Origin of the sequence: Roseobacter sp. HKCCD5988 (assembly GCF_037830355.1) — a bacterium.
In the GTDB taxonomy this organism is placed as follows: Bacteria; Pseudomonadota; Alphaproteobacteria; order Rhodobacterales; family Rhodobacteraceae; genus M30B80.
This window is the reverse complement of sequence record NZ_JBBLYJ010000001.1, coordinates 811283-837365: the sequence shown is the minus strand read 5'-3', so window position 1 is coordinate 837365 and position 26083 is coordinate 811283. Positions and strand designations below refer to the sequence as shown.

The following is a 26083-nucleotide window of genomic DNA, read 5'->3' as shown; positions in this document are numbered from 1 at the left end:
GCAATGCTTTGAATATTTGCAGATTTACAAAATCATTAAAAGCAAAGCGAAGTAATTTGCAAATATGCCAGAGAAGACTCGCCCGACCACATCAGAGTGCGTAAGGTCAACGGAATTGTAGGGCCGCCCCGTGACGCGGCACGAAGGAGGATCACCTGATGAAGGATATTTTGCAACAGCTTGAGGATCGCCGCGCGGAGGCGCGTTTGGGGGGCGGGCAAAAGCGCATTAATGCCCAGCACAGCAAAGGCAAGCTGACCGCACGCGAACGGATCGAACTGTTGCTCGATGAAGGCTCCTTCGAAGAATATGATATGTTCATCACCCATCGCTGCACCGATTTTGGCATGGCCGAAAGCAAGCCACGCGGGGATGGTGTGATCACGGGATGGGGCACCATCAATGGCCGCTTGGTCTATGTGTTTAGCCAAGACTTTACCGTGCTTGGCGGTTCCGTATCGGAAACCCACGCGCAGAAAATCTGCAAAATTATGGATATGGCCATGCAAAATGGCGCGCCTGTGATCGGCATGAACGACTCAGGCGGTGCGCGGATCCAAGAAGGGGTTGCCTCCTTGGCCGCCTATGGCGAGATTTTCCAACGCAATATTGAGGCCTCAGGCGTTATTCCGCAGATCAGCCTGATCATGGGGCCATGTGCGGGCGGTGCGGTCTATAGCCCAGCGATGACTGATTTTATCTTCATGGTCAAAGACAGCTCTTACATGTTCGTCACAGGGCCAGATGTTGTGAAAACCGTGACCAACGAGGTCGTCACAGCCGAAGAATTGGGCGGCGCCTCGACACATACCAAGAAAAGCTCGGTCGCGGATGCCGCCTTTGAAGATGACGTTCAGGCCATCTCAGAAGTGCGCCGATTGATTGATTTCCTTCCGCTATCCAACCGCGAAAAACCCCCAGTCCGCCCCTTCTACGATACGCCAAATCGGATTGAAGAGAGCCTTGATACGCTCGTACCCGACAACCCCAACACGCCCTATGATATGAAAGAGCTGATCGAAAAGGTCGCGGATGAGGGCGATTTTTACGAGATCCAAGAAAATTTTGCGAAGAACATTATAACGGGCTTTATCCGCCTTGAGGGGCAGACCGTGGGTGTCGTTGCCAATCAGCCGATGGTGCTGGCGGGTGTTCTTGATATCGACTCGAGCCGCAAAGCCGCCCGCTTCGTGCGCTTTTGTGACTGCTTCGAGATCCCGATCCTGACCTTGGTGGATGTTCCAGGCTTCCTGCCAGGCACGAAGCAGGAATATGACGGGGTGATCAAGCATGGCGCAAAGCTGCTCTTTGCCTATGGCGAGGCAACCGTGCCAAAAGTCACTGTCATCACCCGCAAGGCCTATGGGGGCGCTTATGTCGTGATGGCCTCAAAACACCTGCGCGCCGATGTGAATTACGCTTGGCCCACTTCAGAGGTGGCCGTTATGGGCGCGAAAGGTGCCACCGAGATCCTCTATCGTTCCGAATTGGGCGATGCCGCAAAAATCGCGCAGCGCACCAAAGATTATGAGGATCGGTTCGCCAATCCTTTCGTGGCCGCAGAGCGTGGGTTCATTGACGAGGTGATCCAACCGCAATCCACCCGCAAGCGCGTTTGCAAAGCCTTTGCCATGCTTCGCAGCAAAAAGCGCAGCATGCCATGGAAGAAGCACGACAATATCCCGCTCTAGGACAGAACGGCCTATCATGGACATGAAAATCATGTTTAATTTATATTGGGAATTTCCTTCGACTGCGTATATGATGCGCGCAAGCCATGAGTTCATGGCCAAAGCGTTGCGCGAATTCGAAACTGAATTTGCGCCTATAACAAAGTTGAGGAGAGCAAGATGTCAGCGAGCATCAAAATTATTCTGGTTGCGGCAGGTTTGGCCAGCCTTGCAGGCTGTGCGCAACGCGCGCCTGTGCAAGACGAAGTTATCTATGTTGAGCCTGCGCCAATCATGCCAGAGCCTGTTTACAACAAATACCGCTGAACCGCGCTATAATCGGTTTGGGTTCACGATGGCCGCTCCTTACGAGGTGCGGCCATGATCAAACATCGCGGCTTCCCCTCGCGCCTTCCAGGCACCGATTATCACTTCACCATCCGCCGTGAAAGCCGTGAAGGGGCCACCCCCCTTAAACGCCGCGAGCGTTTTGCGGATCGCAAAGCCGCAGATCGCCGCGCAGATGCAGCCTTCATGGAGGCGTTGTGGCTCTATTTTGGCGAGGCCCCTTTCGAGCGGGGAAATCTCGATGCAGGTCGCCTGTCGTGGCTGTTCGGGCGCGAAATCATCGCCGCCGAAGACCCGTTTGATCCAGAAAGCTATGATGCGCTTTTGCGGATTGATGTGGCCCGCGCACAGGCCGCCTTCCCCGAAGCCTTTGATGGATCAGGCGTTTGGGAGGGGCGATCGGCATGAATCTGCCCATCTTCGACAGATTTCAGCGAATTGCCGCCGCTGCCGAATCTGCGCCCGCTTCCCCGCTTGAAGCGCAGCAGCCACCTGCCCATATCATTGATCACGCAACGGATTTTACCTCCTGTTCTAGCCGCTGCAGCGGGGCCCATACGGCCCCAAGATGTTCCATCTATTCCCCTTCGAAAGGGTCGGTGCGCCTCGCGCATCGACCCTCTAGGATTGCATGGATAAACCATGTATTATTTTCGCATAGAGGCAGTCATCGGACAGGAGATCCAATATGCAAAAAACACTCAAACTCTTCGGCATCGTTCTTGTTGGCGCAATGCTTTCGGCTTGCGTCTCCTCAGATATTGAGCGCGCGGGCGTTGGCGCCGCTGCGGGGGCTGGTGCAGCTGTTATCTTGGATGGCGACATTGCCACAGGCGCCATTGTCGGCGCAGCTGGTGGTGCGCTTTGTGACGATGTGGGGCTGTGCCGCCGCTAAACCAGCGCAAAACGTAAAAATTCAAATCGCCGCGTGTGGGGAACTGCCCCGCACGCGGCTTTTTGTTTGAGACAGACGGCCAGCTTGGCCCAAAAGGAAGGAACGTGAACCCATGTTCAAAAAAATTCTGATTGCCAACCGTGGCGAAATCGCCTGTCGCGTCCTCAAAACCGCGCGCAAAATGGGCATCGCCACTGTGGCGATCTATTCCGATGCGGATCGCAACGCGCTGCATGTGCAAATGGCAGATGAGGCGGTGCATATCGGCCCCGCCCCCGCCAATGAAAGCTATATCGTGATCGATAAGGTGATGGCAGCTATTAAGGCAACGGGTGCCGAGGCCGTGCATCCCGGCTATGGGTTCTTGTCAGAAAACAAGAAATTCGCCGAAGCCCTCGAGGCCGCAGGCGTGGCCTTTATCGGGCCACCCGCAGGCGCGATTGAGGCCATGGGGGATAAGATCACCTCAAAGAAACTCGCCCAGGAGGCAGGCGTCTCAACTGTTCCGGGCTATATGGGGCTGATTGAAGATGCTAAAGAAGCGGTAAAAATCAGCAATGAGATCGGCTATCCCGTGATGATCAAGGCCTCCGCGGGCGGCGGTGGCAAGGGGATGCGCATTGCATGGAATGATGACGAGGCACGCGAAGGGTTCCAATCTTCCAAGAATGAAGCGGCCAATTCCTTTGGGGATGACCGCATCTTTATCGAGAAATTCGTAACCCAGCCGCGCCATATCGAAATTCAGGTTCTCGCCGATGGTCACGGCAATTGCGTCTATTTAGGCGAGCGCGAATGTTCAATCCAACGCCGCAACCAAAAAGTGATCGAAGAAGCCCCCTCGCCCTTCTTAGATGAAGCCACCCGCAAATCCATGGGCGAGCAGGCCGTGGCCTTGGCCCAAGCCGTGAATTATACAAGTGCGGGCACAGTGGAATTTATTGTCGATGGCCATCGCAATTTCTACTTCCTTGAGATGAACACCCGTTTGCAGGTGGAGCATCCTGTGACCGAGTTGATCACGGGCGTTGATCTGGTCGAACAGATGATCCGTGTCGCCTATGGCGAGAAACTGCCTTTCGCGCAAAAGGATGTGACGCTGACAGGTTGGGCCATGGAAAGCCGCCTCTATGCAGAAGACCCGTATCGGAACTTCTTGCCTTCAATCGGCCGCCTGTCCCGCTATCGCCCTCCTGTCGAAGTGGCTGCGGGGCCGCTGTTGGAAACTGGCAAATGGCAGGGCGATGCCCCCACGGGCGATACGGCGACACGCAACGATACGGGCGTCTACGAAGGCGGCGAAATCAGCATGTATTACGACCCGATGATCGCCAAGCTGTGCACTTGGGCCCCAACGCGGGCAGAGTCTATCGAAGCCATGCGCCACGCCCTAGACGGGTTCGAGTTGGAGGGGATTGGCCACAACCTGCCGTTCCTCTCTGCCGTGATGGATCATCCGAAATTCGTTTCAGGTGATATGACCACCGCCTTTATCGCCGAGGAATATCCCGAAGGCTTCGAAGGCGTGACCTTGCCTGAGGATCAAATGCGCCGTGTCGTGGCGGCCGCAACCGCAATGTATCGCGTCAGCGAAATCCGCCGCACCCGAGTCTCGGGTCGGATGGACAATCACGAGCGTGTGGCTGGCAATCACTGGGTTGCGCGCATGGGTGAAACAGAATGGCCTGTGACCATTACAGCAGATCATGACGGGGCCACAATTCGCTTTGATGATGGTCAAGACATACGAGTGACATCGGATTGGCGGCCTGGAACGATGTTGGCAAAACTGACTGTTGATGGCGGCCCATTGACTGTGAAAGTGTCAAAAATTCCGCAGGGCTTCCGCGTGCGCACGCGCGGCGCGGATTTCAAACTGTTCATTCGCAGCCCGCGCCAAGCCGAGCTTGCGCGCCTGATGCCTGAAAAGCTGCCCCCAGATACTTCGCGCCTTCTGCTTTGCCCAATGCCAGGATTGATGGTGAAACTCAGCGTTGAGGAAGGCCAAGAAGTGCAAGAGGGTCAGGCCCTTTGCACGGTTGAGGCCATGAAGATGGAAAACATCCTCCGCGCTGAGCGCAAGGGTGTTGTGGCCAAGATCAACGCCGCAGCAGGCGACAGCCTTGCGGTCGATGATGTGATCATGGAGTTCGAATAAATGACCCTTGCCGCCCAAAGCCTAGCGGTTGCGCAACTCGTCCTGACGCAGGGCGAAATTGTCAATCGCGCGGGTCAGTTCGCGCACATCGCGCGGGCTGGGGCGGCGCAGGCCGACACGGCCATCTTTTTGCAAAATCACGACTGCAAAACCACGCGGGCGCAAGGTGCTGCGAATGTCACTTTGGCCATCGGGGTCAGTGTCGATGATCACCACAACATCGCGCTCCAACAACGGGGCGGGGCGCGCCGCAAGCCGCGCCATTTGTTCCGCAAACCGCGGATCGGCCTCGGTGTCGGCGAAAACAATCAGCGGTCGCGCCGTCCACAGATAGCCATCCAGACTGACATCTTCGGCCCGCAAAATCGGCAACTCTCCCTCCTCATCGGCCCATGCGCCATTGGGGGCGAGTGCAATCCAGACTGTAATCGCAAAGGAAAGAACCCGTTTCATCACGCCTCCTGCTGATGAAAGACATATAGGGCCTAAGCCACGAAACCAAAGGCCGAAGCTACGAGAAACTGCGCCAAACAAGCATTTCCGCCACAAGGATTTGCGCCGCAGATGAAGGACAGAGGAAGACGGATATGACTGTGACCAAAAAAGACTGGCAAGAGCTCGCCTCGAAAGAATTGCGCGACAAGCCGCTTGAGAGTTTGAACAAGGAAACGCTTGAGGGGATCACTGTCCAACCGCTTTATACCCACGAGGACATCCAAGACTTGCCCCATATGGGGAATTTACCCGGATTTGCGCCCTTCACGCGGGGGGTAAAGGCTACGATGTATACGGGCCGCCCTTGGACGATCCGCCAATATGCGGGTTTCTCAACTGCCGAAGAATCAAACGCCTTCTATCGCAAGAACCTTGCAGCGGGGCAGCAGGGCGTCTCGGTCGCCTTCGACCTCGCCACCCATCGCGGCTATGACAGCGACCACCCCCGTGTCGAGGGCGATGTCGGCAAAGCAGGCGTGGCCATTGACAGCGTTGAGGATATGAAAATCCTCTTTGATGGCATCCCGCTCGATCAAGTATCGGTGTCGATGACCATGAATGGGGCCGTTATCCCCATCTTGGCCAATTTCATCGTAGCAGGCGAGGAGCAAGGCGTGTCCCGAGCCGCCCTGTCTGGCACAATCCAGAATGACATCCTCAAAGAATTCATGGTGCGTAACACCTATGTATATCCACCAGAGCCCTCGATGCGGATAGTGGCGGATATCATCGAATATACCTCCAATGAGATGCCAAAATTCAATTCGATCTCAATCTCAGGCTATCACATGCAAGAGGCAGGCGCCAATTTGGTGCAGGAATTGGCCTATACTTTGGCCGATGGCCGCGAATATGTGCGCGCTGCGATTGCGCGCGGCATGAATGTCGACAAATTCGCGGGCCGTCTTAGCTTTTTCTTTGCCATTGGCATGGATTTCTTCATGGAAATCGCCAAGCTGCGCGCCGCACGCCTGCTCTGGTCGCGGATCATGGACGAGTTTGACCCCAAAGATCCCCGCTCGAAAATGCTGCGCACCCATTGCCAGACTTCAGGCGTAAGCCTGCAAGAGCAAGACCCCTATAACAACGTGATCCGCACGGCCTATGAGGCCATGTCAGCGGTCTTGGGCGGGACGCAAAGCCTTCATACCAATGCGCTTGATGAAGCGATTGCGCTGCCCACCGAATTCTCGGCGCGTATCGCGCGCAACACGCAATTGGTGCTGCAAGAAGAAACACGCGTGACCGATGTGGTCGACCCGCTGGCTGGGTCTTACTATGTCGAAAAGCTCACCCATGACCTCGCCGAAGCCGCTTGGAAACTGATCGAGGAAGTTGAAGACATTGGCGGCATGACCAAAGCGGTGGCTTCGGGTCTGCCGAAATTGCGGATCGAGGAATCCGCCGCCAAACGCCAAGCCATGATTGATCGTGGTCAAGAGGTAATCGTGGGCGTCAACAAATATCGCAAAGAAAAAGAAGACCAGATCGACATTCTCGAAGTCGATAATGACAAGGTGCGCGCGTCACAAATCGCGCGGCTTGAACATATCCGCGCCACCCGAGATGGGGCGGCGGTTGAGGCGGCCTTGGCCGAATTGACCCGCCGCGCAGCAGAGGGCGGCAACCTTCTCGAAGCGGCCGTTGATGCGGCACGCGCAAGGGCCAGCGTAGGAGAGATCAGCATGGCTATGGAGAAAACATTCGGGCGTCACCGCGCCGAGGTCAAAACTCTCGCGGGGGTCTATGGCGCGGCCTATGAAGGCGATGCGGGCTTTGCACAAATTCAAAAAGATGTCGAAACTTTTGCAGAGGAAGAAGGCCGCCGCCCCCGCATGTTGGTGGTCAAAATGGGCCAAGACGGCCATGATCGTGGCGCTAAGGTGATCGCCACGGCCTTTGCTGATATAGGCTTTGATGTGGATGTCGGCCCCTTGTTCCAAACGCCCGATGAGGCGGCCCAAGATGCCATCGACAATGACGTCCATGTGGTGGGCATTTCCAGTCAGGCGGCAGGTCACAAGACCCTAGCACCCAAATTGATCGCCGCGCTCAAGGCGCAAGGTGCCGAGGAAATCATCGTCATTTGCGGCGGCGTGATCCCGCAGCAAGATTACGACTTTCTCAGGGCCGCAGGGGTCAAGGCAATCTTTGGGCCTGGCACGAACATCCCCGCCGCAGCCGCCGATATTCTGCGCCTTATTCGCGAGGCACGGGGATAGTTTTGCAGCGCGCCTTTGGCGAAACCCCTTGAACCACAGGCAGCAATGCCGCAGATGTGAGGAAAGGGAAGTCTGGTTCAAAGGCGCGCGCAATCAATGGCATTGCCAATCAAACAACAAGCAGCGATTTGGGGTGGCATTATTACCGTCTTTTTGGCGCTGTTATGGTTCTTGGGTGATGTCATTCTGCCGTTTTTGACAGGGGGGGCGATTGCCTATTTTCTTGATCCTCTCGCAGATCGGCTTGAGAAATGGGGCCTTGGTCGCGCGGCGGCTACAACCGTGATCTCCTTGGTTGCGCTTTTGGTGGTCGTGGCAGGTATTTTTGTGATCGTTCCACTTTTGGTGGCGCAAGCCACGGCGTTAATCCAATCCGCACCGCAAATATTCAGCGAATTTCAGGCCTTTTTGACCCAACAGTTTCCGTCATTGATGGATGATGGATCGCCTTTGCGCCAATCCTTGATTTCCGTCGGCCAGACCATTCAGGCGCGCGGGGGCGAATTGCTCAATACGGCTCTCACCTCAGCAATCAACGTAGTAAACGCGATCGTGTTTATGGTCGTTGTGCCTGTTGTCGCCTTTTACATGTTGCTCGATTGGGATCGTATGGTGGCCCGTATCGATGAATTGCTGCCCCGCGACCATCGCCCCGTGATCCGTCAAATCGCCGCTGATGTGGATCGCACTTTGGCAGGGTTTGTGCGGGGGCAAGGCACAGTGTGTCTCATCTTGGGCACATTTTATGCCATCGCGCTCATGGTGGTTGGTTTGCAATTTGGGCTTGTGGTGGGTTTGATTGCAGGGCTTTTGACCTTTATCCCCTATGTTGGCGCTTTGGTGGGGGGGCTTTTATCCATAGGGCTTGCCCTTTTCCAATTCTGGGGAGATTGGTGGAGCATCGCCGCCATCGCAATCATCTTTCAGGTCGGACAGATGCTTGAGGGCAATGTATTGACCCCGAAACTGGTCGGCTCCTCCGTTGGGTTGCATCCCGTTTGGCTGATCTTCGCGCTCTCGGCCTTTGGGGCGGTGTTTGGCTTTGTCGGGCTTCTGGTTGCTGTGCCCGTGGCCGCAGTGATCGGCGTTTTGGTGCGCTTTGCCATAACCCGCTATCAGGCAAGCCTGCTCTATCGCGGGCTTGAACCCCCGCAGGATGACTGACATGGCCAAACAGATGCAATTTGATCTGCCCTATCGCGCAGCTATGGGGCGGCAAGATTTCTTTCTTTCGCCCTGCAACGCGGTTGCGGTCGCAGGCATTGACGCATGGCACCATTGGCCCTTGTCAAAAATGATCTTGATCGGGCCTGAAGGCGCGGGAAAAACCCACCTCGCCCATGTGTTTGCGGCACAATCAGGGGCGCTGATCCACAACGCAACGGGGCTGCAAGAGGCAGACATCCCAAAACTCATGCAAGCCTGTGCTTTGGTGATTGAAGATTGCGACCAAATCGCAGGCGATGCTGCGCGTGAGGAAATGCTGTTTCACCTGCACAATGATGCAGCCACCCGTCAAGCGCCACTCTTGCTGACCGCTCGCGACAAGCCAGAGGCCTGGGGCATCGCCCTGCCCGATCTTGATAGCCGCTTGCGTCAGACCGATCTGCTGCGCCTTGAGGCCCCAGATGATGCGGCCTTAATGGCGGTCACGATGAAACTGGCCCATGATCGCGGCATCAGCCTGCCTGCATCAGTCCTGCATTACGCGCTGCCCCGCATTGAGCGCAGTTTCAAAGCCGTGATCGATTTTGTGATAGAACTTGATCAACAAGCCCTTTCTGAAGGAAAATCCCCAAGCCTTTCGCATGCCCGTGCAATTCTTGGGATGGAGGGGTGAGCCAATTTTGACTGTCATTGAATTGTGATAGAGAGCCAGTAAAGACGCAGGCATGACACATTTTACAGATTTCCTGAATGCCCCCATGCCTGATCCCGTGACCCTTCCTCAGCGGGAGATCACGGGGCCTAGCCGCTATTTTAACCGCGAATTGAGTTGGTTGGCCTTCAATTGGCGCGTTTTGGATGAGGCAGAAAATCCACGTGTTCCCCTGCTTGAGCGGGTGCGCTTTGTGTCAATCTCGGCAAGCAATCTGGACGAGTTCTACACTGTGCGCGTGGCAGGTTTGCGCGAATTGGCCCATAGTGGCAACACAACCCCAGCTGACGATGGGCGCACCCCGCTTGAACAGCTCAAGCTCATCAACGCGGATGCGCGCAAATTGATGACCTATCAACAACAGGTGTGGCGCAAGCTGAAATCCGAATTAGAGGCCGAAAAGATCACGGTCTGCACCCGCGCCAATCTCAAGGCACGCGACAAGGCAGATCTTGAGGAGATTTTCATCCGCCGCGTCTTTCCAATCTTATCGCCCTTGGCGATTGACCCCGCGCATCCGTTTCCCTTCATCCCAAACGAGGGGTTTGCCCTTGCCCTCCAGATGAAGCGTAGCAAAGATGGGCGGATGTTATCGGCGTTGCTGCCAATCCCTGCGCAAATTGATCGTTTCATTCGACTGCCCGCCGCAGAAGGCCAAGCACGGTTCTTGCCCCTTGAAGAGCTGCTGCTGCTGCATCTTGGCAAATTATTTCCTGGCTATGAGTTGACAGGTTCCTGCACATTCCGCGTCCTGCGCGACAGCGATTTGGAGGTTGAGGAAGAAGCCGAAGATTTGGTGCGTGAATTTGAAACCGCCCTCAAACGCCGCCGCCGTGGCGAAGTGGTGCGCCTTCAAATCAGCGCGGGCGCGCCCGAAGATCTGCGCGATGAGATCATCGACCAATTGGGCGTGGATGACACTGAGATTGTCGAAGTGCGCGGCATGATTGGCCTTGTGCATCTCAAGGAGTTGGTGATTGACGAGCGGCCCGATTTGCTGTGGCCCGCCTTTGCCCCGCGCGTGCCAGAACGCGTGCAGGATTTTGAAGGCGATATGTTCGCCGCAATCCGCCAAAAAGATATGCTTTTGCATCACCCCTATGAAACCTTTGACATGGTGATCCGCTTCCTCGCGCAGGCCGCGCGCGACCCGAATGTTGTGGCGATCAAACAGACGCTGTATCGCACCTCAAATGAAAGCCCGATTGTGGCGGCCCTGTGTGAAGCGGCGGAAAACGGCAAGTCAGTTACGGCCCTTGTCGAGTTGAAAGCCCGTTTTGACGAGGCCGCCAATATTCGGCAGTCACGCAAACTCGAGCGCGCAGGCGCCCATGTGATCTATGGCTTCATCAACTATAAAACCCATGCCAAGATCAGCTCGGTTGTGCGCCGTGAGGGTGACCGATTGGTGACCTATACCCATTATGGGACAGGCAATTATCACCCGATCACGGCGCGGATTTACACTGACCTTAGCCTCTTTACCTGTGATGATTCTTTGGGGCGCGATGCGGTCAAAGTGTTTAATTATGTAGGCGGCTATGCCGAACCTGAGGGACTGGAAAACCTGTCCATCTCGCCCATCAACCTAAAATCGCGCATCTTAGAGGAAATCGATGCCGAGATTGCCCATGCAAAAGCGGGTCGCCCTGCGATGATGTGGGCCAAGATGAACAGTCTCATCGACCCCGATGTGATTGACGCGCTGTATCGCGCATCTCAGGCAGGGGTACGAATTGATCTGGTGCTGCGCGGCATTTGCGGCTTGCGTCCCAATATCAAAGGGCTGTCTGAAAATATCCGCGTCAAATCTATCGTGGGTCGCTTTCTAGAACATTCCCGTATCGTTTGCTTTGGAAATGGGGCGGGGCTGCCTTCGAAAAAGGCACGGGTCTATATTTCTTCTGCTGACTGGATGGGCCGCAATCTCGGTCGCCGCGTAGAGACTTTGGTCGAATGTAAAAACCCGACTGTAAAGGCGCAGATCGTCAGCCAAATTATGGCGGCGAATATGGCAGATGTCGCGCAATCTTGGATGTTGCAGCCCGATGGAAGTTTCCTGCGCCCTGACCTCAGCGTGATTGACCAACCCTTCAATTGTCACCGCTTTTTTATGGAAAACCCATCCCTTTCAGGGCGGGGGTCTGCGGGGGCAAATGATGTGCCCGAATTGACCCATACAGAAGATTGACGCAAGACCACGCTTTGTGAAACAACCAATTTCATGAGTATCGTGGTGCCCGCTGAGAAATCCGAATTGGTGATTGAGGATCATCCTGAATGGGGGCCTTTCGGCGCGCCTCTTTTTGATGCCGATCATGCCCGTTCGCTCTCGCGGGTGGGGGTTATCGACATCGGCTCAAACTCTGTGAGGATGGTGGTGTTTGATGGGGCCGCCCGCAGCCCTGCCTATTTCTACAATGAAAAAATTCTCTGTGGTTTAGGGGAAGGCTTTGCAGAAACGGGGCGCTTGAACCCAGAAGGCCGCCAGCGCGCCCTTGTCGCGCTGCGCCGCTTTGCCACGCTGTGCAAGGGCATGGGGGTGGCACCTCTTTTGACTGTGGCCACTGCGGCGGTGCGCGATGCTCAAGATGGCGCGGACTTCCGCAAAGATGTGCTCGATCAAACAGGCCTCGCGATCCGCATCGTAACAGGCGAAGAGGAGGCCCGTCTTTCTGCGCAGGGCGTTCTCTTAGGATGGCCCGGGGCCTATGGGTTGATCTGCGATATTGGTGGCTCATCAATGGAATTGGCCGCCCTTGAAGGCGGCGGCAGCATCGGGCGGCGCAGATCGGTGGATCTTGGGCCGCTGAAGCTGATGGGGATCACAGGCGGCAAACGCGCAATCAAGGCGCATATCAAAGCACGCATTGCTGATCTCAAGGCTGAATTTCCCGAAGATCACCAAAGGCTGTTCTTAGTCGGCGGATCATGGCGCGCTATCGCGCGGGTCGATATGGAGCGGCGCGGCTACCCGCTTAAGGTTTTGCATGAATATCGCATGACACCAAAGGCCATTCTTGAAACAATTAAATATATTGCCAAGACCGACATCGAGACGCTGCGCGCACAGACAGGCACCAGTCTTGAACGTCTGCGCCTTGTGCCCCTTGCGGCGATCGTGCTGAAGGAATTGCTGCGGCAGTTGAAACCACGCGATGTGGCCATCTCAAGCTATGGCATCCGCGAAGGTCTGCTCTATGAACAAATGTCCGAAGAGCTGCGCCAACGCGACCCGCTGATCGAGGCCGCCCGCCACGCCGAGGCCATGTCAGCCCGCATTCCAGGGTTTGGGCGCAAACTATATCATTTTGTTGAGCCGCTTTTTCCACAGGCAAAGCCTGCAAAAAAGCGACTGATCCGTGCGGCGTGCTTGCTGCATGATGTCTCATGGCGCGCACATCCCGACTATCGGGCCGAGACATGTTTTGACAATGCAACGCGCGCCAATTTGGGCGGGCTCGCCCATTGGGAACGCGTCTATTTGGGTCTTGCCCTATTGCATCGGTATAAATCGAACCGCGAGGCGACACATTTTGACACCAATCTCTTGACCCTTTTGCGCGAGGTGGAAGTGCAAGAGGCCGAGATTTTGGGGCGCGCCATGCGCTTTGGGGCGATGCTTACCTTGGAAAAACCGCTGGATCATTGCTATCTCGAAGTGAACAGGCGGCGCAAAAAATTGATCCTACATTTGCTCAGTGATGCAGCGGATGATCTGTTTGGCGAGGTCGCCCAAGCGCGTTTTGGGGCTTTGGCCTTGTCTATGGGTCTTACGCCCGCCGTCACCGATGAGCGCAGCAGCCGATGATCCGCGCCAAACCCCGTTTGGCCGTGCGCGGCCTGTTGGTGGTGGCAGACAAGCTGTTGCTTGTGAATGCCTATAAGGGGCGTAAAGTGGCGCTTTATTGCGCCCCGGGCGGTGGGGTTGAGGCAGGCCAATCCCTTCCCGAAAACCTGCAGCGCGAATTTCACGAAGAAACGGGGCTGACAGTTGAGGTAGCTGCGCCCTGCTTGGTCAACGAGTTCCACGACCCTCAAGGCACATTTCATCAGGTCGACATTTATTTTCATGTGACCCATATCGCAGGCAATCTTACGGGAGAGTGGCGCGATCCTGAGGGTGTGGTGAGCGAAAGGCGCTGGGTGACGCGCGCAGAGCTTGCGACCCTACAGGTGAAACCTGATAGCCTTGCACGCGTTGCATGGGATGGCGAGATCATGATCTATGACGCGCTAGAGCCAATTCTGCGCTAAGACGCTTTATGCGCGCCCGTCAGACCATAGGCCACGCCACCAATGACCACGAGGCTTGCAGCGATCAAATGCAGCGTCAAAACCTCGTCCAACAGCAGCACACCGCCCAAAATTGCCAAAGGCGGAACACTGAGCTGCGCAAGCCCTGCGCGGGCGGCACCCAGATGCGGCAAGATCGTATACCACAGCGCATAGCCCATTCCCGAAGTCACCGCACCTGACAGGATCGCCAAACCCCGCCCCGTTGCATCGGCAGTCTGACCTTCGGGAAGGGGAAACAAGAACAGGGCCAAGGCGCAAAGGCCAAAGGCAATCCAAAAATTCACGGCTGTTTCAGGGATCGGGTCGCGGGCCTTTCGCCCCAAAAGCGAATAGCCCCCCCATCCTAACCCTGCGACCACAATTGCGGTGACCGCATCTAGCGGCAAAGTGATCTGCCCTTCTGGCAGAAGCAACCAAACCAACCCCGCAAGCGCGACAGCCGCGCCCCCCAAGCGGCGGGGTGACACCCCCTCCCCCAAAAGGAGCGATCCTGAAAACATGGTCAATTGCACCGCGCCAAAGAGCAGCAAAGTGCCCAAGCCCGCATCCAATTTCAAATAGGCCAATGAAAAGCCCAACATATAGGTCGCAAGGCAAAACCCGCCGGCAAGACGCATCTTGGGATTGGCGCGCGCAATCGTCAGAAACTTCCGCCCGCATAAAATCACACTCAGGCCAAGCAGCGTCACAGCGCCTGCAGCCACACGCCAAATTGCGAAATCCCCAACGCTGATATGCCCCCCCGCCACGGCCATACGGTTCAGCACAGAATTGGCAGCAAAAGCAATCAAGGTCAGAAAGGCCGCGAGGATCAACCGCGTCATGACAACAGCCTTTGCACAATATCCCCGCGCGCATAGGCAATCTGCCCGCCCGCGATTGTGGCGGCCACCGCATGGCTTTTGGCATCTAGGATGACAAAATCGGCGCGTTTGGCCGTGGCAATCACACCACGATCCTCCAAACCCAAAAGCCGCGCAGGGCCAGAGGACACGAGCGCCCAAGCCTCTGTCAAACCCATTCCCCCTTGCCACAAAGTCAGCGCGGCGCGCAGCAAAGCAGGGTAGTGGTAATCTGACGCCAAAGCATCGACCAAACCCGCTTCGACCAAAAGCCACGCAGAGACCTTGCCCGCATGCGACCCGCCACGCAGAACATTGGGCGCCCCCATCACTACGCCATGGCCTTCTGTGCGCGCGGCCTTTGCAGCTTCGACTGTTTCAGGAAATTCCGCCAAGCTGACCCCAATCTCCGAGAATTGCGCATGGGCGGCGGGGGTTGCGTCATCATGGCTGCCCATCACCACCCCAAGTTCAGAAAGGTGTCCCGCCAGATCACGCAATGCAGGCATCACTTCGGGCTTTCGGGCATGGAGGCTGTGCAGAAACGCGAGGTGCGCCTCGGGCGAGCGGCCTGCCTTAAGCGCCTGCCCCGTCAAACGCGGCGGGCGTTTTCCCGCCGCTAAGGCCTCATGCGGCAGATGATCATTAAACACCACGCAAGCGATTTGGTAATCGCGCACCAAGTCTAAAATCGCGGCGTAATGGTCAACCATATTCATCTCAACGCGCAATTGCAGACGCAAATCACAGATCAAGCCCTGCGCATCTTGCAAGGCGCGGGCCATGGCGACGGCGAAATCGGGGCCGCGCATCCCCCCCTCCCAAGAGTAGAATTGTGCAAGCATGGCTGTCGTTATCCCATTGGCCGCCAACTCCGCCTCGATGGGACGTATCCCCTCGCGCGGGTCAACAACGGCCCCACGGCGGGGCGCAACATGGCGTTCGAACCCATCGCCATGGAAATCGACCAATCCCGGCAAGATGATATAGCCAGATAGATCAATACAGCGCGGGCCTTGATCTTGGGTGATGACCCCCTCCGCCATGCTCACAGGGCGCGGCGCAAGCCCCTCAGGGCCCAAGACCTCAGCCCCCATTAGCGTTAGGTTCAGACCCAGCATGCGCCCTATCCCGCAGATGGATCGCGCCAGCGATTGACGATTGGATAGCGCCGATCCAACCAGAATGCGCGGGACGTCAGCCGCGCCCCCGGTGCGGATTGAAAGCGCTTATATTCCGAAATGTAGATCAGATGCTCAATCCGCTTGACTGTCGCGGCATCAAACCCTTGTGCAACCAAATCTGCAACGCTTGCCTCATGATCTATCAGCCCCTCAAGGATGGCATCCAAAACCTCATATGGCGGCAAGCTATCCTCGTCTTTTTGATCATCGCGCAGTTCAGCCGATGGCGGCTTTTCAATCACCGACACAGGCATCACAGGCCCATCTGGCCCTTTCATCCAAGCGCGGTGGTTGGCATTGCGCCAATGGCATGTTGCAAAGACGCGCGTTTTATAAAGGTCTTTGATCGGGTTATAGCCCCCTGCCATGTCGCCATAGATGGTGGCATAACCTACCGCGACCTCGGATTTATTACCTGTGGTCAACAACATTTCGCCAAATTTATTCGACAACGCCATCAGAAGAACCCCGCGCAAACGGGATTGGATGTTTTCCTCGGTCAAATCTGGATCGCGGCCTGCAAAGAGCGGGGCAAGCGTGGCCTCAACCGCCTCTTTCGGGGCCTCAATCGGCAAACTGTCAAGCGTGACCCCAAGCATCTGGGCCACATCCCGGGCATCATCAAGCGAAGCCTGCGAGGTATAGCGCGAAGGCAGCATCACGCAATGCACGTTTTCAGGGCCAATGGCATCGGCGGCAATGGCCGCAACCAAGGCCGAATCCACCCCACCCGACAGACCCAAAACCGCGCGAGAAAACCCTGCCTTGGCCATGTAATCACGCAGACCCAAAACCATCGCGTGGTAATCCGCCTCGATGTCATCGGGCAGGCGCGTCAGGTCAGTCTTGTCAATCTGCCAGCCCTCAGCCCCCTCTCGAAGTGTCAGATGGGTCATGCCTTCTTCAAAGGCGGGCATCTGCGCCACCAAGGCCCCGCCTTGGTTCAAGGCGAAACTGGCACCATCAAAAATCTGATCATCTTGTCCACCGACAAGGTTCAGATAGATCAATGGCAGGCCCGTCTCGATCACGCGCGCGACCATATGGGTCTGCCGCAATCCCATCTTGCCGCAATGATAGGGCGAGCCATTGGTGACAAGCAAAACCTCTGATCCTGCTTCGGCGAGCGTCTCGGTAATGTCCTCATGCCACGCATCTTCACAAATCGGGATACCGATCCGCACAGGGCCAATGCGCACGGGGCCAGACGGATTGCCTGACTTGAAATACCGCTTTTCGTCAAAAACGCTGTCATTAGGCAAATGATGTTTATTGATCCGCGCAATCTGCACGCCGCCTTGCAAAATGACATAGGCGTTGTTGATACCCCCGCCTTCGGCAGGCAAAGGCAGGCCAATCCCACAGGCAGGGCCATCCTTGGTGGCCTCTGCCAAATCTTCCAAGGCCTGCACGACTGAGGCCAAGAAAGCGGGCCGCGTGACAAGGTCTTGCAACTGATAGCCCGTCAACGCCATTTCGGGGAACACCACCAAATCAGCCCCCGCATCCCGCGCTTTGGCCCAATAAGCCAAGACCTTTTGTGCATTGCCTGCGAGGTCACCGACTGTGGGGTTAATCTGCGCAACACTCAAACAAAACCGAGACGCCATTTAACTGTGCCTTCCCTACTCACTCACCCGAGGTTCTAGCAGATCAAACCCGCAGGCCAAGGCCATTGCGCATATTGATCGCACCCAAAGGCGCAAAAGACGTTGCGAGATGAGGCGGGCTTCAATAGTTTCTTTTACGAGGCCAGAGGAAGCAGATGGGACATTTGCTAAATATGCGAAACAAAATGCGCCCCTTGGAAAGGACAGCACAGGCAGCTTTGCTTGGTCTTTTTTTTGGATTGGCGCCGCAGAGCGGGCTTGCCCAAGAGGGCGAAATCATCCGTGACGAACAGCAATATGACAATGGCGCGATCTATCGCGGGCAATTCCGCAACGGGCTGCAACACGGGACGGGCACCTATACTTTGCCCAATGGGTATGAATATACGGGGCAGTGGGTTGATGGCCAAATTATGGGCGAAGGCCGCGCAACCTTTCCTGATGGGTCGGTCTATGAAGGTGCGTTTGTGGCGGGCAAACCCAATGGCCAAGGCAAGATCACCTTTGTCGATGGATCAACCTATACAGGCACTTGGGCAGACGGCCTCATGTCAGGCGAAGGGCGCGCCTTTTATTCCAACGGACTGACCTATACGGGCAGCTTTGTCATGGGCCTTCAAGAGGGACAGGGACGGCTGTCCAACACCGATGGTTATGTCTATGAAGGTGGGTGGCAATCGGGCCAGAAGCATGGCCAAGGAAGCCTCACTTTCCCAGATGGCTCAACATATGTGGGGGAATTTCTCAACGACATGCGCCACGGCGCAGGACGTTTGGAAACCTCGGATGGCATGGTGTTTGAGGGCGCATGGGAAAATGATCAGATCAACGGTCAAGGCAGCCTGACCCAACCCAATGGCGATATCTATGAGGGCGGTTTAGTCAATGGCGCGCGCCAAGGCCAAGCCGTGGTGCGCTATGCGAATGGCGATTTCTATGAGGGCGAATTTCTCAATGACCGCCGCCATGGCCAAGGTCGTTTCACAGGGCATCAGGGGCTTGTTTATGAAGGCGAATGGGTCGAAGGGCGCATTGAGGGGCAAGGCGTGATGACCTACCCAGATGGGGTGGTCTATGCTGGCGGATTTGAAAATGATTTGGCCCATGGGACGGGAACCATAACCTATCCTGACGGCACCAAATACGAGGGCGATTGGGTCGCGGGGGCGATGCAAGGCTTTGGCATTGCGGAATATGCCGATGGGTTGCGCTATGAGGGCCAGTTCCTCAATGGGCGCCAACACGGCCAAGGGGTAATGACCTCAACCAACGGCTATCGCTACGAGGGCGGATGGAACGCAGGCCTGCGCGAGGGGGAAGGGATCACAACCTATCCTGATGGCAGCAGCTATCGTGGGCAATTCGTAGGCGGGGCGCGCGAAGGCATAGGCCGCCTCGAGATGGCCGATGGGTTTACCTATGAGGGCGCTTGGCGCGCAGGTGAAATCACAGGCCAAGGCGTGGCGCGCTATCGCTCGGGCGATGTTTATGAAGGGACGTTTGAAAACGGAACCCGCCAAGGTCAAGGGCGACTGACCTACGCCACGGGCCAAGTGGTAGAAGGACTGTGGGAAAACGGCCAATTAGTGGGCGCGGGGGCGGCGGATTTGCCACCTGCCCCCGAAACCCCTGATGTCAGCGAACCGCAATCGCAGTAAAATCAGGCTGCAATCAGCCCCATGCTTTCGAGTTTCAACAGCACCTGCTGCGCGCAGTAATCCACCTCCGTACCTTCGGTATCGACCACCAATTCTGCAGCGGTTGGGGCCTCGTAAGGATCAGAAATCCCCGTGAATTCCTTGATTTTGCCCTCGCGCGCCAATTTATAGAGACCCTTGCGGTCACGGCGCTCGCATTCTTCAAGGCTGGTGGCCACATGCACCTCAACAAAAGCGCCAAAGCTTTCGACCATCTCGCGCACCGAGCGGCGGGTCGCTGTATAAGGCGCGATGGGGGCGCAAATGGCGATCCCGCCATTCTTCGTGATCTCCGAAGCGACATAGCCAATGCGGCGAATATTGATATCGCGGTGTTCCTTGCTGAACCCCAATTCCGAGGAGAGATGCTTGCGCACCACATCCCCATCAAGCAGCGTCACAGGACGGCCGCCCATTTCCATCAGCTTGACCATCAGGGCATTCGCAATGGTCGATTTGCCCGAGCCTGAAAGCCCCGTGAAAAACACTGTAAAGCCCTGCTTGCTGCGCGGTGGAGAGGTGCGGCGCAATTCCTTAACCACCTCAGGGAAGGAGAACCATTCGGGAATTTCCAACCCCTCGCGCAGGCGACGGCGCAGTTCCGTGCCCGAAATATCCAGAACCGTATCGCCCTCTAGCACCTCATTTGCGGGGTAATATTGGGCCTTTTCTTGCACATAGACCATGTGCTTGAAATCCACCATCTCAAGGCCAATTTCATCTTGGTGCTTCTTGAACAGCTCCTGCGCGTCATAGGGGCCATAGAAATCTTCGCCGTTTGAATTCTTTCCTGGCCCCGCGTGATCGCGCCCCACGATGAAATGGGTGCAGCCATGATTGGCGCGGATCAAGCCGTGCCAAACCGCCTCGCGCGGGCCAGCCATGCGCATGGCAAGGTTCAGCAAGCTCATGGTTGTGGTTGCGGCAGGGTATTTATCAAGCACCGCCTCGTAACAGCGCACACGGGTAAAGTGATCCACATCGCCGGGCTTGGTCATGCCAACCACAGGATGGATTAATAGGTTTGCCTGTGCCTCTTTGGCGGCGCGGAAGGTCAATTCCTGATGCGCGCGGTGCAGCGGGTTGCGGGTTTGGAAGGCAACAATCCGCTTCCACCCCAATTTGCGGAAATAGGCCCGCATCTCGTTGGGCGTATCACGGCGTGCGCGGAAATCGTAATGCACGGGCTGTTGGATGCCCGTGATCGCCCCGCCCAAATAAACGGGGCCTGCCACATGATGCAGATAGTTCACTGCAGGATGGGCCAGATCATCTGCGGCAAACACCTTTTCTGCCTCGCGCGCCTTATTGGGCACCCATTTGTCAGAGATAGAGAGGATCGCAAGGATCACCCCCTCTTGATCGCGAAGTGCGATATCTTGGCCTGTCTCGACCTTGGCGGCGAAATCCTCGGAAATATCAAGCGTGATCGGCATCGGCCAAAGCGTGCCATCGGCCAGACGCATGGTCTCAACCACGCTATCATAATCCTCCTGCCCCAAAAACCCTTTGAGCGGGTTGAACCCGCCATTCATCAGCAATTCCAAATCGCAGATTTGGCGCGGGGTCAGATCCCATGAAACCAACTCCGCCGCCTCAAGCTTTAGCTTCTGCGCGGATTCGTAAGAGACATAAAGTTCAGGGATCGGGGCGTGAAATTGGGCAGCCATCAAGTTTACTTTCCAACAAGGGTCGAAACATTAGGGGCCGCAAGAAAACGACACGGCCCCGCATTCAGCGCCGCCATAGACCCCGAATGTGGCGAAATTCAAGCAAAGCTGTCTTTTTCAAAGAAAAAAGAAACAGCGTGATTGCCGATCCGCCACAAACGAAATGGCGGTGCTGAAAAATCGGCAATCACGCAACCCCTGTTCCTAGCCCTATTCGGCGGCTTTCACATCACCTGCCGCTTGTTCCGCCAACCATCGCTCGGCATCCAAAGCGGCCATACAGCCCATGCCCGCGCTTGTAACCGCTTGGCGATAGGTGTGGTCGGTCAAATCCCCCGCCGCGAAAACGCCAGGGATCGAGGTGCGGGTCGTGCCAGGTTCAACCCAAACATAACCGCCCGAATGCAGCTTAAGCTGATCCTTGATCAAATCGCTGGCAGGTGCATGGCCAATGGCCACGAAAAACCCTTTGCAAGGCACTTCGGTGATGGCGCCTGTCTCGACATGGCGCGCTTTGACCGCCTCAACACCACGGGGGGCATCTGTGCCGACCACCTCATCCACCTCGTGGTTCCAGATCACCTCGATTTTCGGATTTTTGAAAAGGCGATCTTGCATGATCTTTTCCGCACGCAGGCTATCGCGGCGGTGGATCAATGTGACCTTTGAGGCGAAATTGGTGAGAAACAGCGCCTCCTCAACGGCTGTATTGCCGCCACCGATAACCACCACCTCTTGCCCGCGATAGAAGAACCCATCACAGGTGGCACAAGCCGACACGCCAAAGCCTTTGAAATGCTCTTCAGAGGGCAAGCCCAACCACCGCGCCTGCGCGCCTGTCGCCAGAACCACCGCATCGGCCGTATATGTTGTGCCTGTATCGCCCGAAGCACGGAATGGGCGCTGCGACAAATCGAGATCAGAAATATGATCCGAGATGATCTCCGCCCCCATCTCGCGGGCGTGGTTCTCCATCCGCACCATGAGATCAGGCCCCATGACGGAGGCATCACCCGGCCAGTTTTCAACATCCGTTGTGATGGTCAACTGTCCGCCCGGTTGGATGCCTTGCACCAAAATCGGCTCGAGCATAGCACGGCTCGCGTAGACCGCCGCCGTATAGCCCGCAGGGCCAGAGCCAATAATCAAAAGACGGGTATGGCGGGTTGCACTCATGAGATGGATCCTTCATTAAACCTGTCACGCGCCGCCATCGCAGCATGGGCAATGACACCCGAACGACACAGCGCAGCACTTATCTTGATCCTGATATAACCACCGATCGCCCGCGATGAAAGCCCCGCCTAAGCCTTGCAAAGCGGCGCTCAATATTCCATATATTGCGCGGGTGCGAAATAAAATTGCGTATTTCTGGCATTATCGCTCAGGATCGCAAAGTCGCGAGCGAGAGGATAACAATAATGCCAACGACCAAACTCGATCCGATTGACCGCAAGATTCTTGCGGAACTGCAAAGTGACGGGCGGATGACCAATGTGGAATTGGCCAAACGCGTTGGGATTTCTGCACCCCCTTGCCTACGGCGCGTGCGCACTTTGGAGGAGTCGGGCTATATCCGCGGCTATCACGCGGATGTCGATGCGCGGATGCTTGGTTTCGAAGTTCAGGTTTTCGCCATGGTGGGCCTGCACAGTCAGGCCGAGGCTGATTTGGTCGCCTTTGAAAACCGCTGTGCCGAGTGGCCCCTCGTGCGCGAATGTCATATGCTGAACGGCGAGATTGATTTCATCTTGAAATGCGTGGCGCCTGACCTGTCCACATTCCAAAGCTTCCTTACCGAACACCTAACCGCCGCCCCGAATGTTGCAAGCGTGCGTACATCGCTTGTCATTCGTGGGGCTAAGGATCAACCAGGCGTGCCCTTCGAAGTTCTCGAAGACCGACTGGCCAAGATGGATTAAGGCGAAGCGGATTATCCTGCCCGTTTCAAGCCAATTTCTGCACGATCTGTCATCGCTGGTCGCTGCACTTCGGTTTCATCGCGCATCCAAGGCATGCGTGGCGCCTCGTGCTCGGTCATCGCGATCACCGACTCCATCCAACGTGTTTTCATCTCAGACCCTCCAAAAAGATTCGCGCAACATTGCGCTTCGATGGGTCTAAAGTCGCGTCCAAATCTGTCAAAGATTGGACGAAATCCCGTCAGCTTTGGGAAAGAAAAAGGTGATTGCGCGGCAAAGCCTAAAGGCTAATAGCCGAAATCAGGCGCCCGTAATCCGCCTCGCCCCGATGTGTGGCACGGCGGTAGGAGAAGAACAGTTCTTCGTCACGATAGGTGCAATGCCCGCACCATTCTGCCTGCCCGATGCCCGCATTACGCAGGCGCGTTAATCCGTAGCTTGGTAAATCAAAGAGATATTTATCAGGTGCCGCCCCATTGATAAAAAACCGCGCAGACTGCGGATCATCATCTACGAATTCCTCAAAGAATTCTTGCCCGACCTCGTAATTCGCTTGGCTGATCGTAGGGCCAATCACCGCTTTGATTTTTTCGCGCACCGCCCCTTGTGCAACCATCAAGTCAATCGTGGCCTCAAGCACCCCTGCCCGCGCGCCCTTCCAACCCGCATGGGCAGCGCCAATCACGCCAGCCTCCGCTTCATGAAACAGGACGGGCTGACAATCGGCTGTGAGAATCGCAATAGCCAAATCCTTGCTGCAGGAAACCAGACCATCTGCCTCAGGGGTGCCGCCGCCAATCGGGCCTTCAACGAAGACAACATCCGCGGAATGCGTTTGATACACCGTCACAAGGCAATCTTCCGCAACCCCCATCTCACGCGCCACGCGCGCGCGGTTGATTTCGACCAAATCTGATTGATCAGATGATCCCGCACCACAATTCAGACTGCTAAAAATACCGCTAGATGCACCACCCTTGCGTGTAAAAAAACCATGCTTTGCTGCCCCCAAAAGCGGCGATGTGATCGGGTCAATTGGAGCGAAATGCGCAGCCATCTCACATATCCCTTATTTCAAGATCATCCAAACCTGGCAGGGCGGGCGCAGACTGTTGCGTAAGACCCAGCACTTTGAATAGCTGTCCCATTTCTTCGGGGTGGGTCAACCTACGATGCGCGGCAATATGTGATTGAAGCGCGTCACCGTGCAATTTTTGCGCAAGCGCCTGCGCCCGTGCGGTGATCCCAAGACGCTCAAGAAACAGACCTTGCGTCTGTAGCGGTGCCGCGCGGGCAGGTGCGGCACTGGCCGCCAAAGGCTGAAACGCCACATGGGCGGTCAGATCGGATGTGCCAATATCCACCAATGGATCGGCGTATCTGTGATCTTTGACGGCTTGAAAGGTGTCGCCTGCGCTGATCCAATCCCCGTAATCAATCAAAAGCGCCGCACCGCCATGCGCATCAATGCGCCGCCCGATATCTGATGCAATCGCCTCGGCCGCAGCATTAACCTCGACAATCGTACCCTCTGGCATGTCACCAAAACGGGCCGTTATCCAATCGGGCGCAATGACAGGGCCAAGCCCCCATATTAGCGCGCCCTGATCTGCACCGATTTGGCGTTCATGCCATCCATCACGCCCTTTTCGAAATTGCCGAATGGGCAAGGCATCAAAAAATTCATTCGCCACCAAATAAAGCGGCCCGTCAGGTAGTGTGGCAATAGTGTCGTGAAATTGCGGTTGATACTGTCCCAAAGCCTCTGCTTGGGCTGCGCGCATCAAGGGCGAGGCTTCGACCATGTGCAATCTGATCGTTTGGGTGAATTCGGGCAGCAGTTTTGCAGCGCGCAGAATATCGGCCATCAAGGTCCCGCGCCCGCCGCCAAGCTCGACCAAATTTACATCGGATGGTCTGCCTTGGTCAGACCAAACCTGCACCAACCACAACCCAATCATCTCGCCAAAGATTTGCGAGACTTCGGGTGCCGTCACAAAATCCCCGCCCCGACCAATAGCGGGTTTCTTCATGTAATACCCAAATTCAGGGTGAAGCAGCGCCTCGGTCATAAACTCGGCCACAGAAAGCGGGCCTGACTGCGCGATACGGCGCAACAGCCGATCCTGCGCGCGCCCTGCCCCCATTAGGCACCTGCCTTACGCCGCGCGACCTGCCGCGCGACCAAGATCACCACTAGCCCCACAATGACCATGGGCAATGACAAGATCTGCCCCATGCTCAGACCGATATCATCAGACAGCCAAAGCGCATAACCGCGCGGATGGTTCAGGAAGAACTGTGCATCAGGTTGGCGGAAATATTCGACAATGAACCGCCCCACCCCATAACCTGCAAGAAACAGACCCGCCACTTGCCCTGGCACCCGCAACGCCCCTTGGCGATGGATCACATACAGGATCACAAGCCCCAAGATGAGCCCCTCAAGAAGCGCTTCGTAAAGCTGTGACGGGTGGCGCGCACAAACTTGCATGCCTGCATCCATCACAATCCCCACAGGGCCCGAACAGTCCTGTGCCGCGGCCCCGGGAAAGATCACGCCCCAAGGCGCATCGGTGGGTCGCCCCCATAGCTCGGCATTAATGAAATTGGCGCTGCGCCCCAGAAAGAGCGCAGGCGGGGTAGCCAAGGCTAACAGGTCGGCAAGGCTTGCTATGCTGACCTTGTGGACACGACAAAACCAAAGCCCCGCGATGACAACACCCAAAAAGCCACCATGAAAAGACATCCCCCCCTGCCAAACCTGCAAAATCTCAGCAGGGTTTTGCAGGTAATAGCTTGGCTGATAGAACAGCACATATCCAAGCCGCCCCCCAAGGATCACGCCCAAGACCATCCATGTCAAAAGCGGTTCTACAATCTCAGGGGACATCGGGGCGGTGGCATTTCTCCACAGCGTGGATTTGCGCAAATGCCGTCCGATCATCCATGCAGCGATGAGAAATCCCGCGATATAGGCCAGCGCATACCACCGCAGGGCAAAGTGAAACCCACCAAAATCAATTGAGAAGAGCGCAGGCGAGATATCTGGAAACGGTATCGCGTAAAACATAGCGGCCCTTTTAGATGCGCGTGGGAACCCTTGTTGGATAGACCCCCATGCGGCGATGTCAACCTTGAAGCGGCGCGCCATTTACCCCATATCAAGGTCGAATGTATGAACGCGCCCCG

General features: G+C 56.2%; 23 protein-coding genes. 13 read left to right on the top strand and 10 right to left on the bottom strand.

Annotation, left to right across the window (positions count from 1 at the left end):
* Window positions 1–158 precede the first annotated feature (158 nt).
* The 5 genes from AAC636_RS04175 (at window position 159) to AAC636_RS04155 (ending at window position 5071) form a co-directional block, all read left to right on the top strand.
* On the top strand, window positions 159–1691 hold the full coding sequence (locus AAC636_RS04175; RefSeq protein ID WP_340300506.1) for an acyl-CoA carboxylase subunit beta: 1533 nt from the start codon (window positions 159–161) through the stop codon (window positions 1689–1691).
* Between the two features lie 159 nt (window positions 1692–1850).
* On the top strand, window positions 1851–1997 hold the full coding sequence (locus AAC636_RS04170; protein WP_317656231.1) for a hypothetical protein: 147 nt from the start codon (window positions 1851–1853) through the stop codon (window positions 1995–1997).
* A 54-nt stretch (window positions 1998–2051) separates the two neighbouring features.
* Window positions 2052–2426 (top strand): hypothetical protein, encoded by a 375-nt coding sequence (locus AAC636_RS04165; protein WP_340252380.1) that lies wholly within the window; start codon window positions 2052–2054, stop codon window positions 2424–2426.
* Between the two features lie 280 nt (window positions 2427–2706).
* Window positions 2707–2913, top strand: a complete 207-nt coding sequence (locus AAC636_RS04160; RefSeq protein WP_317656234.1) for a hypothetical protein — start codon at window positions 2707–2709, stop codon at window positions 2911–2913.
* A gap of 112 nt (window positions 2914–3025) precedes the next feature.
* Window positions 3026–5071 carry an acetyl/propionyl/methylcrotonyl-CoA carboxylase subunit alpha gene (locus AAC636_RS04155; RefSeq protein ID WP_340300505.1) on the top strand — a complete coding sequence of 682 codons (2046 nt, stop codon included), beginning with the start codon at window positions 3026–3028 and terminating at the stop codon, window positions 5069–5071.
* A gap of 21 nt (window positions 5072–5092) precedes the next feature.
* Here AAC636_RS04155 and AAC636_RS04150 read toward each other — a convergent pair whose 3' ends face one another.
* Window positions 5093–5524 (bottom strand): DUF4174 domain-containing protein, encoded by a 432-nt coding sequence (locus AAC636_RS04150; RefSeq protein WP_340300504.1) that lies wholly within the window; start codon window positions 5522–5524, stop codon window positions 5093–5095.
* Window positions 5525–5658: 134 nt separating this feature from the next.
* On the opposite strand from AAC636_RS04150, the gene scpA reads away from it, so the two are divergent.
* The 6 genes from scpA (at window position 5659) to AAC636_RS04120 (ending at window position 13924) form a co-directional block, all read left to right on the top strand.
* Window positions 5659–7788, top strand: coding sequence for a methylmalonyl-CoA mutase (gene scpA, locus AAC636_RS04145; protein ID WP_340300503.1), 2130 nt, complete (start codon window positions 5659–5661; stop codon window positions 7786–7788).
* Between the two features lie 96 nt (window positions 7789–7884).
* Entirely contained in the window at window positions 7885–8952 is a 1068-nt protein-coding gene (locus AAC636_RS04140) for an AI-2E family transporter (protein WP_340300502.1), read from the top strand.
* Between the two features lies 1 nt (window position 8953).
* Complete coding sequence (locus AAC636_RS04135) at window positions 8954–9628, top strand: DnaA ATPase domain-containing protein (RefSeq protein ID WP_340300501.1); 675 nt, start codon at window positions 8954–8956, stop codon at window positions 9626–9628.
* A gap of 52 nt (window positions 9629–9680) precedes the next feature.
* On the top strand, window positions 9681–11858 hold the full coding sequence (locus tag AAC636_RS04130; RefSeq protein WP_340300500.1) for an RNA degradosome polyphosphate kinase: 2178 nt from the start codon (window positions 9681–9683) through the stop codon (window positions 11856–11858).
* Window positions 11859–11891: 33 nt separating this feature from the next.
* Window positions 11892–13478: a Ppx/GppA family phosphatase gene (locus AAC636_RS04125; RefSeq protein WP_340300499.1), complete on the top strand. Its 1587-nt coding sequence runs from the start codon at window positions 11892–11894 to the stop codon at window positions 13476–13478.
* The gene (locus tag AAC636_RS04120) at window positions 13475–13924 is read left to right on the top strand and encodes an NUDIX hydrolase (RefSeq protein ID WP_340300498.1); all 450 of its coding nucleotides are present in this window, start codon (window positions 13475–13477) and stop codon (window positions 13922–13924) included. The genes AAC636_RS04125 and AAC636_RS04120 overlap by 4 nt, the downstream gene beginning before the upstream one ends.
* Here AAC636_RS04120 and AAC636_RS04115 read toward each other — a convergent pair.
* Genes AAC636_RS04115 through AAC636_RS04105 form a run of 3 tightly spaced genes read right to left on the bottom strand, consistent with a single transcriptional unit; the run spans window position 13921 to window position 17602 of the window.
* The gene (locus AAC636_RS04115; RefSeq protein ID WP_340300497.1) at window positions 13921–14790 is read right to left on the bottom strand and encodes a DMT family transporter; all 870 of its coding nucleotides are present in this window, start codon (window positions 14788–14790) and stop codon (window positions 13921–13923) included. The genes AAC636_RS04120 and AAC636_RS04115 overlap by 4 nt on opposite strands.
* Entirely contained in the window at window positions 14787–15929 is a 1143-nt protein-coding gene (locus AAC636_RS04110; protein WP_340300496.1) for an alpha-D-ribose 1-methylphosphonate 5-triphosphate diphosphatase, read from the bottom strand. Before AAC636_RS04110 ends, AAC636_RS04115 begins: the two co-directional genes overlap by 4 nt.
* A gap of 5 nt (window positions 15930–15934) precedes the next feature.
* Entirely contained in the window at window positions 15935–17602 is a 1668-nt protein-coding gene (locus AAC636_RS04105; protein WP_340300495.1) for an NAD+ synthase, read from the bottom strand.
* Window positions 17603–17775: 173 nt separating this feature from the next.
* Between AAC636_RS04105 and AAC636_RS04100 the strand changes: the two genes are divergently transcribed.
* Window positions 17776–19260 (top strand): 2-isopropylmalate synthase, encoded by a 1485-nt coding sequence (locus AAC636_RS04100; protein ID WP_340300494.1) that lies wholly within the window; start codon window positions 17776–17778, stop codon window positions 19258–19260.
* Between the two features lie 2 nt (window positions 19261–19262).
* On the opposite strand, the gene AAC636_RS04095 is transcribed toward AAC636_RS04100, so the two are convergent.
* Window positions 19263–20969: a bifunctional sulfate adenylyltransferase/adenylylsulfate kinase gene (locus AAC636_RS04095; protein ID WP_340300493.1), complete on the bottom strand. Its 1707-nt coding sequence runs from the start codon at window positions 20967–20969 to the stop codon at window positions 19263–19265.
* A 210-nt stretch (window positions 20970–21179) separates the two neighbouring features.
* Window positions 21180–22145, bottom strand: coding sequence for a thioredoxin-disulfide reductase (gene trxB / locus AAC636_RS04090; RefSeq protein WP_340261552.1), 966 nt, complete (start codon window positions 22143–22145; stop codon window positions 21180–21182).
* 245 nt (window positions 22146–22390) lie between these two features.
* On the opposite strand from trxB, the gene AAC636_RS04085 reads away from it, so the two are divergent.
* Window positions 22391–22891 carry an Lrp/AsnC family transcriptional regulator gene (locus AAC636_RS04085; protein WP_340243371.1) on the top strand — a complete coding sequence of 167 codons (501 nt, stop codon included), beginning with the start codon at window positions 22391–22393 and terminating at the stop codon, window positions 22889–22891.
* An 11-nt stretch (window positions 22892–22902) separates the two neighbouring features.
* Here AAC636_RS04085 and AAC636_RS04080 read toward each other — a convergent pair whose 3' ends face one another.
* The 4 genes from AAC636_RS04080 to lgt all read right to left on the bottom strand — a co-directional run bounded on the left by AAC636_RS04080 (window position 22903) and on the right by lgt (window position 25964).
* The gene (locus AAC636_RS04080; RefSeq protein WP_340261554.1) at window positions 22903–23043 is read right to left on the bottom strand and encodes a hypothetical protein; all 141 of its coding nucleotides are present in this window, start codon (window positions 23041–23043) and stop codon (window positions 22903–22905) included.
* A 128-nt stretch (window positions 23044–23171) separates the two neighbouring features.
* The gene (gene pgeF / locus AAC636_RS04075; RefSeq protein WP_340300492.1) at window positions 23172–23948 is read right to left on the bottom strand and encodes a peptidoglycan editing factor PgeF; all 777 of its coding nucleotides are present in this window, start codon (window positions 23946–23948) and stop codon (window positions 23172–23174) included.
* Window position 23949: 1 nt separating this feature from the next.
* Complete coding sequence (locus tag AAC636_RS04070; protein WP_340300491.1) at window positions 23950–25038, bottom strand: class I SAM-dependent methyltransferase; 1089 nt, start codon at window positions 25036–25038, stop codon at window positions 23950–23952.
* The gene (gene lgt, locus AAC636_RS04065) at window positions 25038–25964 is read right to left on the bottom strand and encodes a prolipoprotein diacylglyceryl transferase (protein WP_340300490.1); all 927 of its coding nucleotides are present in this window, start codon (window positions 25962–25964) and stop codon (window positions 25038–25040) included. The genes AAC636_RS04070 and lgt overlap by 1 nt, the downstream gene beginning before the upstream one ends.
* Window positions 25965–26083 lie beyond the last annotated feature (119 nt).